At 41.4% G+C, this 13,096-nt stretch carries 15 protein-coding genes; 11 read left to right on the top strand and 4 right to left on the bottom strand.

Annotated elements, in window-relative coordinates:
- The coding region (locus ACH2DQ_RS15610) for a LiaF domain-containing protein (protein WP_395027351.1) at window positions 1-611 on the top strand (611 nt) is incomplete at its 5' end.
- Window positions 612-767: 156 nt separating this feature from the next.
- Here the strand turns inward: ACH2DQ_RS15610 and ACH2DQ_RS15605 are convergent.
- Window positions 768-1,100, bottom strand: coding sequence for a branched-chain amino acid transporter permease (locus ACH2DQ_RS15605; protein ID WP_394915703.1), 333 nt, complete (start codon window positions 1,098-1,100; stop codon window positions 768-770).
- Window positions 1,087-1,794, bottom strand: coding sequence for an AzlC family ABC transporter permease (locus ACH2DQ_RS15600; RefSeq protein WP_394915702.1), 708 nt, complete (start codon window positions 1,792-1,794; stop codon window positions 1,087-1,089). The genes ACH2DQ_RS15605 and ACH2DQ_RS15600 overlap by 14 nt, the downstream gene beginning before the upstream one ends.
- Window positions 1,795-1,973: 179 nt before the next feature.
- Between ACH2DQ_RS15600 and ACH2DQ_RS15595 the strand changes: the two genes are divergently transcribed.
- From ACH2DQ_RS15595 to ACH2DQ_RS15560, 8 genes are all read left to right on the top strand, one after another.
- Window positions 1,974-2,573 (top strand): YdcF family protein, encoded by a 600-nt coding sequence (locus tag ACH2DQ_RS15595; protein ID WP_394915701.1) that lies wholly within the window; start codon window positions 1,974-1,976, stop codon window positions 2,571-2,573.
- 187 nt (window positions 2,574-2,760) lie between these two features.
- Complete coding sequence (locus ACH2DQ_RS15590; protein ID WP_394915700.1) at window positions 2,761-3,387, top strand: DUF4867 family protein; 627 nt, start codon at window positions 2,761-2,763, stop codon at window positions 3,385-3,387.
- A gap of 85 nt (window positions 3,388-3,472) precedes the next feature.
- Window positions 3,473-4,957: an L-fucose/L-arabinose isomerase family protein gene (locus ACH2DQ_RS15585; RefSeq protein ID WP_394915699.1), complete on the top strand. Its 1,485-nt coding sequence runs from the start codon at window positions 3,473-3,475 to the stop codon at window positions 4,955-4,957.
- 309 nt (window positions 4,958-5,266) lie between these two features.
- Window positions 5,267-6,736 (top strand): xylulokinase, encoded by a 1,470-nt coding sequence (xylB, locus tag ACH2DQ_RS15580; protein WP_394915698.1) that lies wholly within the window; start codon window positions 5,267-5,269, stop codon window positions 6,734-6,736.
- Window positions 6,737-6,924: 188 nt separating this feature from the next.
- A complete protein-coding gene (locus ACH2DQ_RS15575) occupies window positions 6,925-7,620 on the top strand; it encodes an HAD family hydrolase (RefSeq protein ID WP_394915697.1) in 696 nt (231 codons plus the stop codon).
- Window positions 7,617-8,465 (top strand): HAD family hydrolase, encoded by an 849-nt coding sequence (locus tag ACH2DQ_RS15570; protein WP_394915696.1) that lies wholly within the window; start codon window positions 7,617-7,619, stop codon window positions 8,463-8,465. Before ACH2DQ_RS15575 ends, ACH2DQ_RS15570 begins: the two co-directional genes overlap by 4 nt.
- Window positions 8,462-9,265, top strand: coding sequence for an HAD family hydrolase (locus tag ACH2DQ_RS15565; protein WP_394915695.1), 804 nt, complete (start codon window positions 8,462-8,464; stop codon window positions 9,263-9,265). Before ACH2DQ_RS15570 ends, ACH2DQ_RS15565 begins: the two co-directional genes overlap by 4 nt.
- Window positions 9,266-9,529, top strand: coding sequence for a glyoxalase (locus ACH2DQ_RS15560; protein ID WP_394915694.1), 264 nt, complete (start codon window positions 9,266-9,268; stop codon window positions 9,527-9,529).
- 77 nt (window positions 9,530-9,606) lie between these two features.
- Here the strand turns inward: ACH2DQ_RS15560 and ACH2DQ_RS15555 are convergent, their stop codons facing one another.
- Window positions 9,607-10,323, bottom strand: coding sequence for a TraX family protein (locus ACH2DQ_RS15555; protein WP_394915693.1), 717 nt, complete (start codon window positions 10,321-10,323; stop codon window positions 9,607-9,609).
- 77 nt (window positions 10,324-10,400) lie between these two features.
- On the opposite strand from ACH2DQ_RS15555, the gene ACH2DQ_RS15550 reads away from it, so the two are divergent.
- Window positions 10,401-11,402 (top strand): TIM barrel protein, encoded by a 1,002-nt coding sequence (locus ACH2DQ_RS15550; protein WP_394915692.1) that lies wholly within the window; start codon window positions 10,401-10,403, stop codon window positions 11,400-11,402.
- Between the two features lie 142 nt (window positions 11,403-11,544).
- Here the strand turns inward: ACH2DQ_RS15550 and tig are convergent, their stop codons facing one another.
- The gene (gene tig, locus ACH2DQ_RS15545) at window positions 11,545-12,687 is read right to left on the bottom strand and encodes a trigger factor (protein ID WP_394915691.1); all 1,143 of its coding nucleotides are present in this window, start codon (window positions 12,685-12,687) and stop codon (window positions 11,545-11,547) included.
- Between the two features lie 143 nt (window positions 12,688-12,830).
- Between tig and scfA the strand changes: the two genes are divergently transcribed.
- Window positions 12,831-12,974: a six-cysteine ranthipeptide SCIFF gene (gene scfA / locus ACH2DQ_RS15540; protein WP_044289475.1), complete on the top strand. Its 144-nt coding sequence runs from the start codon at window positions 12,831-12,833 to the stop codon at window positions 12,972-12,974.
- Window positions 12,975-13,096 lie beyond the last annotated feature (122 nt).

Here is a 13,096-nt window from a genome sequence, read left to right as displayed (position 1 = left end):
ACCAGAACAGTCAGAATGATGGCTGGCAGCAGGCCCCGGGTGGACAGGGCGGTTATCAGGAACGAAATGACCGGAGAAATGAATATCAGAGTCAGCAGGAATACCGTGGACAGCAGACTTATCAGAGTTATAGACAAGAGAATTACCAGGAGCCTCCAAACCAGCAAAATCAGCAGAGTAATCAGAATTATGCAGGGGGATTTCAGGGGCAGCAGTCTTATCAGGGACAGAGACAGAATCCGTCGGAGATACACAGTGTCGAAAAGAGCGGAAACGGTGCACTTCAGAATATGCCCAGTTTTACGGCATTGTTTTCTTCCAGAAATATAAACTATAACGGTGATATTTTTGATGGAGCTTTGGTGAATGCGGTTTTCGGAGGCGTGGAACTGGATTTGAGAAATGCCATTTTTGAAACAGATGTGAGAATAGATGTAATGTCTCTGTTTGGCGGAATTGAAATTAAAGTACCGGAGTATGTTAATGTAAAGGTTGATGATACGCCTATCCTAGGCGGTGTTTCTAACAAGGCAAGGCTGATGCCGATGCCGGGAGCACCTACTATTTATATCCGGGCAACTTGTATTTTAGGCGGATTAGAGATAAAATAAAAAACTGCCGGCGGTTGAAAATCAACTGTTCGGCAGTTTTTTATTTGAGTGCAATATGCCAAAGAAGCATTTGGGAAACCAGTAGGTAACGATCCTGGATGGTCAGATAAAGACCTGCCAGGGTCAGGTATCCAAGTAGTGTATTCCACGGTATTTCTAAAAGAGTACCTGCACTAGAAACATATAAAGCAGGGTACCCCCTCCAATGCTGACCAGTGTATTTCTTTTCCATACATGGAGAATGACGATCACAACCAGTGCAATTAATTCCGGTATGCCAAAAGGTGCGGAAACAACGGAAACATTTTTAAAACAGTATACAACCAGCATTCCGATAATAGCAAAGGGAAGTACTTTGCCTAGGTACATAATATAGGCGGGAGTCTTCTTATTTCCCGGAAATAAAAGGAAAGGAAGCCCGCGGATAAAAAAGGTAACCCCTGCCATAATCAGAATCATAATAAAAGCCTGTAAATCAGGAATTCTCATTGCTTAGGCCACCTCGCTTTTCCAGTTGCTTACGAAATACGGTTAAGAGAACAGAAATGGATATCATGGATGGGATAATGAAATTACTGCTCCCAAACAGGATCAGGCATATCACAGAGCAGACCACTCCGATGAGTGCTGGTATATGATCTTTGCTTGTAAGCCATTGTTCTGTAAATATAACGATAAACAGGGCAGTCATGACAAAGTCTATGCCCTTTGTATTAAAATCAATCAGAGAACCCAGAATTGCCCCCAGGGTACATCCAAAAATCCAATAGCAGTGATCCAGTATAGAGATAAATAAATAAAACCACTCTCCGTTAACCCCTTCAGGCGGAACAGCGGAACAGATCAGAGAATAAGTCTCATCTGTAAGTTCATGGATCAATAGTGGTTTTTTACGTCCGGCAAAGCGATACTTATCGATTAGTGACAGTCCGTAAAAGAGATGCCGTATCTGAATCATTACTGTCATAAAAGCAGTATAAAGAAAAGTAACACCACCGGCGAGTAATTCAATTGCAACATATTGCATGGAACCGGCATAAATAATAATACTCATAAAAAAAGCCCAGATAAAGGAAAAACCTTTGCTTTCCAAAAGGATTCCGAATCCCAGCCCCAGAAACAGGTAGCCTGCCATAATCGGCAATGTAAGTGGAAAGGCTGCCTTAAGCGCTTTGCGTCTCATTTGTATATCTCCTTCCAGCTTTTTATCTGGGATAGTATAGCACGTTAATGTGTGAATGTCAAAATAATGTTAATAATGTCTGGCGTTGTCGTGAGGGAAGACTGTTTAATGGTTTCACATTCGGGAGAGTTGGTGGTAGAATAATCAATAATTAAAATTAAGAAAAGGAGTACATAAACTTGAAAAACTTTTATGATAACATCACAGATTTTATTTTTGTAGACAATGATCCGGTGTTGTCGGATCTTATTTTTATTCCGGGAGGCAGTTATGGTGAGATTGCTCTGCATGGGGCTGAATTATATAAGCGGGGATTTGCAGAGCGGATTATGGTTTCGGGGAAATTCAGTGTCTTAAAGGGGAAGTTTGAGGGGGCAGAATCGCCTGAAGCTTACTGCGGGATGGAATTTCCCACCGAAAGCCAGTTCCTGAGCAGAGTTTTGCAGGATGTTGGAGTAGCAGAAGAAGTTATTTATATGGAAGAAGAGGCTACCTTTACCTATGAGAATGCCATCTATTGCAGAAAGCTTACAGAAAAATTAGGGCTGCAGGTGAATAGAGCCATCATTTCCTGTCAGGCGTATCATGCCAGAAGGTGTCTGATGTACTATCAGCTTTTGTTTCCGGAAACAGAATTTTATGTATGTCCTGCACAGACCCGTGGGATTAACCGGAATAACTGGTTTTTGGAAGAAAAAAAGATAGATTTGGTGCTGGAAGAAGTTGAGCGCTGCGGCAGGCAGTTCCATAAAATTATGCATGACCTGATTGAAGAATAGTTTTTGAGCTATCCTTTGGGCAGGCTTGTTTATGGTGCAAAGATGATCCAATTATTTATGCAATGCTGTACAGGAAAAAAGTATACCGGATTTATAAAAAACAGTTGACAAAATTACCAGACAAGAAGTATACTGTGAATATAAAGTTTAGTAAATGAACTAATTAATTCAGAAAGCATAAAGGAGGATGAATTCTGTGCTTGCAACTTACAAAGTAACCGATGAAAAGTTCAGAAAGTATGGCCGTATTATAAAAGATATTGATTGCGGCGAATTAATTGAGAAGATGAAATCCACACCTCTACCGGAAGATGTTGTTTATGTACCATCTGTTCCAGAACTGGAAGAGCTGCCGGTATATGAGAAGATGCAGACGATTGCATACGGAGAACTGCCAATACAGATTGGATACTGCAACGGACATAATCACTTATTAAATGCGGTAGAATACCACCGCTCATCAGAAGTAAATGTGGCTGTGACCGATTTGGTGCTTATGCTGGGAATGCAGCAGGATATTGCGTCTGATTATACATATGATTCTTCTAAAATCGAAGCATTTTTTGTTCCGGCTGGAACGGTAATAGAAGTTTATGCCACAACCCTGCACTATGCGCCCTGCAATACTTGCGAAGAGGGATTTCAGTGTGTTGTAATACTTCCAAGAGATACCAATCTTCCTCTGGACCTCTGCCACGGAGGAGATCTGGAAGACAAACTTTTAACAGCTAAGAATAAATGGCTGGTAGGGCATCCGGATGCAAAAATTGACGGAGCCTTTAACGGTATTAAAGGAGAAAATCTTTCTTTATAATAGTGAGACAAAAACAGCTTGATTATTTTGAAAAGCAAAAATAATAATTGCATATATTAATGATTTCATTCAGGAGGAAAACAATATGAATAACATGCCAAAAGTAAAAATCGGTATTGTAGCTGTAAGCAGGGACTGCTTCCCGGAATCTTTATCTGTATCCAGAAGAGAAGCGCTGGTAAAAGCTTATAAGGAAAAATATAACGAAGAAAACATTTACGAATGTCCAATCTGCATCGTTGAAAGTGAAATTCATATGGTGCAGGCTTTGGAAGATGTAAAGAAAGCAGGATGTAATGCACTGGTTGTTTACCTTGGCAACTTCGGACCGGAAATTTCGGAAACCTTACTGGCAAAACATTTTGACGGACCGTCTATGTTTGTTGCGGCAGCAGAGGAAAGCGGAGACAATCTTGTTCAGGGCCGCGGGGATGCTTACTGTGGTATGTTAAATGCCAGCTATAATTTAAAACTGCGCAATATCAAAGCATATATTCCGGAATACCCGGTTGGAAATGCAGAAGAATGTGCAGATATGATTGAAGAATTTGTTCCGATTGCAAGAGCAGTTGTTGGTCTTTCCAAATTGAAAATTATAAGCTTTGGACCTCGTCCATTGAATTTCCTGGCTTGTAATGCACCGATCAAGCAGCTTTACAACTTAGGAGTTGAGATTGAAGAAAATTCAGAACTGGATTTATTCGAAGCATTTAATAAGCATGCAGATGATCCTCGTATCGCAGATGTTGTAAAGGATATGGAGTCTGAGCTTGGAGAAGGAAATAAAAAACCGGAAATTCTTGCAAAACTTGCACAGTATGAACTGACTCTGTTAGACTGGGTAGAAGAGCATAAAGGTTACAGAGAGTATGTAGCAATTGCTGGAAAATGCTGGCCTGCGTTCCAGACACAGTTTGGATTTGTTCCATGCTATGTAAACAGCCGTCTCACCGGAATGGGCATCCCGGTTTCCTGTGAAGTAGATATTTATGGAGCACTCAGCGAATTTATCGGAACCTGCGTAAGTGAAGACGTAGTTACATTACTGGATATCAACAATACAGTTCCAAATGATATGTACGCAGATGATATCAAAGGAAAGTTTGACTATACACAGAAAGATACATTCATGGGATTCCACTGCGGAAATACCAGCTCTAAAAAATTATCTTTCTGCGCTATGAAATATCAGATGATCATGGCAAGAGCACTTCCGGAAGAAGTTACACAGGGAACTTTGGAAGGTGATATTGTTCCAGGGGATATTACATTCTACAGACTGCAGAGTACAGCAGATTCCAAGCTGCGCGCATACATTGCACATGGAGAGGTTCTCCCGGTAGCAACCCGTTCCTTTGGAGCGATCGGCATCTTTGCGATTCCGGAAATGGGCAGATTCTACCGTCACGTATTGGTAGAGGGCAATTATCCTCATCACGGAGCCGTAGCATTCGGACATTATGGAAAAGCACTTTATGAAGTATTTAAATTCATCGGTGTAGATGTAGAAGAAATTGGATTTAACCAGCCAAAGGGAATGTTATATAAGACAGAAAATCCATTTGCATAGAAACGGCAGTATCAAGTCAAAAACCCCGATGCAAGCAACGGGGTTTTTGAACCTCGCGGCAGTCGCCAAATGGACGCGCCAGCGTGTCCGTTTGGCTCGTTGCTCGCGGGAATCAAACAATAGGAAGCTCGCAGTGCGGGCTTTTTGTTAGTTTTACAAACGGCATTCAGAGTCAGGGATTTATTTTGTGAGTAAGCAGAAAACAGGTCTTGGAGTGCGCTTCTCACACAAAGCTGGCACAGCTGTCAGTAAGTAATTAAAACACACTCAGGCGGTGTTTTTGACTAAAGGAAGAGAGGTAACAGTCAGATGTTATATATAGGAGTAGATTTAGGTACGTCTGCGTTAAAACTTTTGTTAATGGAAGCAGATGGTACGATTAAAAATGTAGTTTCAAAAGAATATCCGCTGAATTTTCCCTACCCGGGATGGTCGGAACAGAAACCGGAAGACTGGTGGAGCGCAGTCGTTACGGGAATACAGGAACTGACAGCTGATTGCAATAAGGCAGAGGTTGCGGGAATCAGTTTTGGCGGTCAGATGCACGGATTGGTCATCCTGGATGAAAAGGATGAGGTCATCCGCCCGGCGATTCTCTGGAATGACGGCAGAACCGGGAAAGAAACCGATTATTTAAATGAAGTGATCGGTAAGGATAAGCTATCCCAATATACGGCAAATATTGCATTTGCAGGATTTACGGCACCCAAAATTCTCTGGGTGAAAAATAACGAGCCGGAAAATTTTGCACGGATTAAAAAGATTATGCTGCCAAAGGATTATCTGGCATATAAACTGTCCGGTGCATTTTGTACAGATGTATCCGATGCTTCCGGTATGCTGATCTTTGATGTAAAGAATAAGTGCTGGTCCAAGGAAATGCTGGATATCTGCGGAATTACAGAAGAACAGGTGGCGAAGATCTATGAAAGCTATGAAGTTGTGGGAACTCTGAAGCCTGATGCTGCCAGAGAACTGGGACTTCCGGAAACAGTGAAAGTAGTGGCAGGTGCGGGAGATAATGCGGCAGCAGCCGTGGGAACCGGAACGGTAGGAGACGGAATGTGTAATATTTCGCTTGGAACATCCGGAACCATTTTTATTTCCAGCAAAGATTTTGGTGTGGATGAGCACAATGCACTTCATGCTTTTGCGCATGCCGACGGGCATTATCATCTGATGGGATGTATGTTAAGTGCGGCGTCCTGTAATAAATGGTGGATGGATGATATCATCGGCACCAAAGAATATGCAAAAGAGCAAAGTGAAATTACAAAATTAGGTGAGAATAATGTATTTTTCCTGCCTTATCTGATGGGAGAGCGTTCCCCTCATAACAATCCCAATGCAAGAGGAACTTTTATCGGCATGACCATGGATACCACCAGAGCAGATATGACTCAGGCGGTATTAGAAGGGGTTGCATTTGCAATCCGGGATTCGTTTGAAGTAGCGAAATCCTTAGGAATTCATATCGAAAGAACGAAGATTTGCGGAGGCGGAGCCAAGAGCCCGCTTTGGAAGAAGATTGTTGCTAATGTATTAAACATTAAAGTTGACGTCATTGCCAGTGAAGAAGGACCGGGACTTGGCGGAGCGATGCTGGCGGCGGTTGCCTGCGGGGAATATAAAAATGTGGAAGAAGCAGCAGCAGCTATTGTACGTGTGGTAGATACAATAGAACCCACACCGGAAATAGCTGCAAAATATGAAGAAAAATACAAAAAATTTGTAAAGATTTATCCAACGGTTAAAGATTTGTTTCAGGAGATCATTTAAATACTGGAACGCATAGCTGCCAGAAAGCAATTTTCAAGTAACAGTTCTGACTTGTCTGAACTGTTACATTTCCAAACATGCTCTGGCACAATAAGGTCCCCCGGGTCATTGACTCGGGGAATTTTTCGTGCTATTCTAGCTTTTGTAGAAATGACAATATTCACCAGAACAAAGAAAGAGGAGACATTATGATTAAAGTATGTATCTTTGACTTGGATGGAACACTGGCAGACACAGTAGAATCGTTGGCCTATTGTGGAAACCGGGCGCTTGAAGCCATGGGGCTGTCCGCTTTTCCGACTGACCGTTACCGGTATTTTGCAGGAGATGGATCAGCAGAACTGGTAAGAAGGTGTCTGAGGGAAAATGGAGACTTGGAATGTCAGCGTTTTGATGAGTTGAGCAGTCTGTACGGGGCTTATTTTGCAAAGGATTGCATGTATCATGTGAAACCGTTTCCGGGGATTACAGAATTATTGAAGTGGTTAAAAGCCAACCAGATTAAAATCAGCGTTTTTTCAAATAAGCCTCATGAGCAGGCAATAGATGTAGTGGAATCACTTTTTGGAAAAGGGTATTTTGATTACATTCAGGGACAGCAGGAAGGAATTCCCAGAAAGCCGGCTCCGGACGGAGCACTGAAGATTGCATCATATTTTCAGGTTCCCTGTGACGAATGCTTATATATAGGTGATACGAATACCGATATGCAGACAGGAAATGCAGCAGGAATGAATACGGTGGGCGTTTTGTGGGGATTTCGTGACAGAGAAGAGTTAGAAGAAAACCACGCCAAAAGAATCGTAAATACTCCTTTGGAAATATCAGCTATGCTGGAAAAGGAATTTCTCAAACCTGTCCAGGATACAAGGAGGTCAAAATGATCAAGCTAATAGCAAGTGATTTAGACGGAACTTTATTACAAAATGGTGCTCAGGATTTAAAGCCGGGAACTGTCCAGCTGATTCATGAACTGACAAAGCAGGGGCGTATCTTTGTGGCGGCAAGCGGCAGACAGTACCCTAATCTGAAGAGGCTGTTTGCTCCGGTCAGTGATGAGATTGCTTTTATATGTGAAAATGGTTCCCTTGTTGTATATCAGGATAAAATTTTGGCTAAGCACATCATTCCCAGGAATACAGGTCAGGAAATACTAAAGGCCATGATGGAGCGGGAAGGCTGCGAAGCATTGCTCTCAGGTGTAAATACCTGTTATATAGAACCCAAGGATGAGGCGTATATGCTACATATCCGTGACGTGGTTAAAAACACAGTAACGGTAGTAGATGATATTTTAAAGGTGGAAGAACCCTATCTTAAAATATCTGTCTATGAAAAGAACGGGATTAATAATTCAGAGGATTATTGGAATGAGCGTTTTGGAGAGAAAGTTACGGTTGTAACTTCGGGCAATCTCTGGCTGGACACCGTTCCAAAAGGAGTTAATAAAGGGACTGCAATGCAGGATCTTTACCGGGAACTTCAGGTAACGCCACAGGAGACGATGGCATTCGGTGATCATTATAATGATGTGGAAATGCTTCAAAATGTTTCCTATAGTTTTGCAATGGACAATGCCCAGCCGGGGATTTTAGATATCTGTAATTTTCATACAGATCTGGTAGAGAAAACCCTGGAAGAAGTCCTGGAAGGAAAATATGATAACATTCAACATGGAAACAAAACGGATATCAGCCACAGGAAATGCTGTATGGGAGGAGAACGATGATTAAACTGGTTGCTTCAGATATTGATGGTACACTGCTGGTAGAGGGAAGCGATAAAATAAATGAAGAAATTTTTGATGTAATCCTGAAATTAAAAGACCAGGGTACTCTGTTTGCAGCTGCCAGCGGCAGGCAGTACGCAAGTATCCGAAGATTGTTTGCACCAATTGAAAATGAGATGATTTTTGTATCGGAAAACGGCTCGAATGTGGTCTGCAGAGGATATGAAATGTCATCTACCGTACTGAACCGCCAAGATGCAGAAGAACTGATCCGCTTTATCCGTACACAGCCGGGGTGTTATCTCACAGCTTCCACCAGAGGGCCTATGTATATCGAAGATGATGATGCAGACTTTTTAAAATTGCTGACTGAGGGATACCATAATGATATGCGCCTGGTCCAGGATGTGCTGAAAGAAGAGATTGAAATTATCAAAATTTCCATTTATAAAAGTACCGGTGTTCAGGATATTGCTGAGGAAGTGGTTGCACAGTGGAAAGACAGGTTTCATGTAACGATTGCCGGAGAGCCCTGGATTGATTTTATGGATTTTGATGCAGATAAAGGGAAAGCGCTGCAGACCATCCAGCAGACGCTTCGTATTTCCAGAGAAGAAACCATGGTATTTGGTGACAATAATAATGATCTGGGAATGATAGCCAGTGCAGAAGAGAGCTATGCAGTTGCCAATGCCCAGCCGAAAGTACTGGAAGCAGCAAAGCATATAGCTGATGAAAACGTAAATGACGGTGTTTTAAAGGTTCTGAAAACATTATTGGATTCAAAGGGAGGAATATAGATGTATAAATACGATGATGTGTGCCTGAAGGCATTTTTGGAAAACCAGTTACAATTATTTGATGAGAAAGTTGCGGAAACTTTGGAAGAAGCAGATGAATTTCTGGATGATGTAATGGCGGTGACGGTGAATACCCTGGAAGAGGTCAGAGATTATTTTGAAGAAGCCGGAATGGATACTTCAGATATGTCTGGGGATGAACTGGAAGAAGCGTCAGAAGTGTTTCATCTTCCGGATGGACGTTATCTGATAGTAGAAGGTTAGAAAAGTGCAATTTAAAAGCCCCTTATGAGTAATTTGGTAACGTAAATTTAAGACACGCAGCAGCGTGTCTTAAATTATTATCTTGGAAAGAAAATCATATTAATGACTGCAAGAATTAAGATGTGTACCGGATAAAACCAGTAGAAAAAGTATTTCATGGAACGCCCCCGCTCTCCGTTATAGAACCAGATGGGAATAAAGCCCAGGACAGCTGCAGGTTCCCATAAAACGGAAATTGCTCCGCTGGAAACCTGGTTTTTCCTGTTAAAGCGGAAGAAATACAGGATTTCCAATAAGAAAATGCCCATAAAACTATAGTCTACGTTTAGCAGGTAGCCGGCGAGCATTCCCACAATAAAGGTGATCAGCTGAAAGATAACCTTACCTTCAAAGCGGGAAGCCATTATCATGACAACCAGCCCGATAAATAGTGTAAAGAAAATATTCTGCTGGTTAAAATCAAAGAAGGTTCCTCCTAAAGCCAGATCAAAAGGAATTTCTGAGATAAATGCAAAAAGAAGCAGCCTAAGAGCATATTTCCGGACATTTTTTGTATGGATAAATCCTTCTACTAACAGAAAGCAGAAGATGGGAAAAGCCATACGGCCGATTTGGCGCATTACCATATAGAGAATTTTCAGATTCTCAAAAAGGACGGGATTGGACTGAATATAATCCTGATACAATAATCCTTCCCCAAGTGTAAATGCGCCAATGTGGTCTATGAGCATTGTAATAATAGCGATCATTTTTAATGTATAACCTGTAATCGAAAATTGTTTGTTCAGCTTCATAATATCATATCCTTTGCTATCTTTAGTTTTAAGAATTATAGCTTATTTTGTCATGGTTTGCAAGGGAGCGGCTGAAAATGGATAAGAAACAGAAAAAAGAGGTAAATAAAATGAAACGGATGATTAATCTGACAGACAGCCCTGATGATTTGGAGCGTTTTCACGGTGACCAGGATTTACAGGCATTCTGTCAGAATTTTGGATGTGATGGATATGAGTATATGAATATCGGACTGGATGATACCTGCAGGATTCCGCCTGATCAGGTAATCGGGGTTCATCTGATTTCTTTTAATGCCTGGATGGATTTATGGACAGAGAATGAAGAGGCACTGATCAGGGAATATGACAGCATGGATACTGTAGAGGAAGTATTTGGCGGAAGAACCAAAGAGGCACTGCTGCGTAAATTTCAAAAGAATTTGGATTTTGCCCAGAGCGTCAATGCAGAATATGTAGTATTTCATGTGAGTGAGGTTAAGATAAAGGAGTCTCTTACATATCAGTTTGCATATACGGATGAAGAAGTTATTGAGGCGGTCTGCCAGATCGTGAACGCACTTCTGGATAACAAAAAGTATACGTTTTATTTCCTGATGGAAAATCTCTGGTGGCCCGGATTTACATTTACCAGTCCCCAGATGACACAGAAGCTGATGGATGGCATTCACTATGAGAAAAAAGGAATCATGCTGGATACGGGACATCTGCTTCATACAAATTTAGATCTCCGGAATCAAAGAGAAGGAATCGCTTATATACAAAAGCAGCTGGAGGAGCATGGAGAGCTGTGCAGCTGGATCAAAGGCATACATCTGAATCAGTCGCTGACAGGGGAAGCTGTAAAAGAGATGCAGAGAACAGAAATAGCCTGGAAGGATCACTATTATGACCGCTGGTCCCAGATCTTTACTTATATTTTTCAGATAGACCTGCACCAGCCATTTACAGACCCTCAGGTTCCCGGACTGGTGGAACGAATTAATCCCCTGTTTCTGACTTATGAGTTCATCAGCAGAAGCCGTGAAGAGCATGAAATGCTGCTGGCTGGTCAGAATGCAGTTTTTCATGTGCAATAGGCGTGTTGTGCTATTTAGAACCAAGCTACTCAGCTGGGGGTTATCCAGAATATGAAAAGGAAAAGCGGACAGTCACAATGATATGACTATCCGCTTCTTTTTATAAAGACATTCGATGGAACAGCTGATACTGCAGGTGAATCTAAGCTGCTGTATCTGACTCGCTCTGTGGGGCTTCGGAATCATCAGCTTCGGAATCATCGGTTTCGGCATCGTCCATTGGAGGCTCTGTTTCATCGCCGAATTCATCTCCTTCGCCGTCATCGCTGTATTTTTCATCTTCCGTAACCTCTGTAACCTGAGCATTATCAACCAGAAACTGACATACTTTATCTTTTAGAAGTTCGCTCATAACACTGTCTTTGTCGTTATTTTTTTCGAATTCTTCTACAGAGGATACTTCGTAATATTCAAGATTATCATTTACATAAGATTTGTATTCTTCATCGGTAACACTGATTTTTTCTTTTTCTGCAATTGCTTCAATCGCCAGCTGTTCATTTACCGTACTGATTACAGTCTGCTTGATATCTTCTTCACTGCCTGCCAGATCTTCAATGGTAACCCCAAACAGTTCTGCGTAGTAGGCATTGCTTTCATCAACCTGCTTTTTACATTTTTCATATAATTCATCCGGATAGCCGTTAAATGTTGAACCTTCAATCACTGCATTGATGGCATCGTCCTTTAATGTGTATTCGGAATCCTCTTCTTTGCTTGCAAGAAGTTCGTTTTTTAGGTTCTCTTCGTAATCTGCGGTATTTTTATAATCGGAAATACTGCTGACAAATTCATCGTTATAGGTGGCAGGAGTAATCTGTTTGATGGATTTTACCGTTACTGAGAATACGGCTTCTTTTCCGTTTAAATTGTCATCGCCGTAGTCTTCCGGGAAAGTAACCGTGACATCTTTCTTGTCATCTTTTTTAACCCCGATTAACTGTTCTTCAAAGCCTTCGATAAATTCGCCGCTTCCCAGTTCCAGGTCATAATCTTCTGCAGTTCCGCCTTCAAATGGAGTGCCGTTTATCTTACCTTCAAAATCCATGGTTACGGTATCCCCTTCTTTTGCAGCTCTGTCGGTGATTTCAGTTGAAGTTGCATTGTCTTCCAGGGCAGTGTCAATCTCGCCTTGTACTTCATCGTCCGTGACTTCGGGTACCACTTTTTCAAGTTTCAGACCCTTATAATCTCCCAGGGTGACGTATTTTTTTTGGCAGCCGCTTAAGGCTAAAGATGCTGTCATGCACAAAGTGAGTGCAAAAACAATGAATTTCTTCTTCATAAATGATAAATCCTTTCTTTGGTGTGTAGTTTATTTGACTACTATAACACACAAATGTGAAAAAAGTGTATAAAAAAACACTTTTAAAATAAAAAAATATATGTTATAATAGCAAAAGTTCATGAAATAAGGAGGCTAAGACCATGAAACATATTAAAACATTAAATACACAGGTACTTCAGAACACAATGAAAAAAGGTGGCTGTGGAGAATGTCAGACTTCCTGCCAGTCAGCATGTAAGACATCCTGTACGGTTGGTAATCAGAGCTGCGAAAATAATAAATAAGAAAACACAATATAAGCAGCGAACATGCGTCGCTGCTTATTATACGAAATGAATACTGCTCATGAACCCGTCAGGTATTTGCCGGGTATTTTTTTCATGGAGTGGATTTGAAAGGGGATATA

This window comes from Robinsoniella sp., from assembly GCF_034124845.1.
This window is presented reverse-complemented; position numbering and strand designations above follow the sequence as displayed.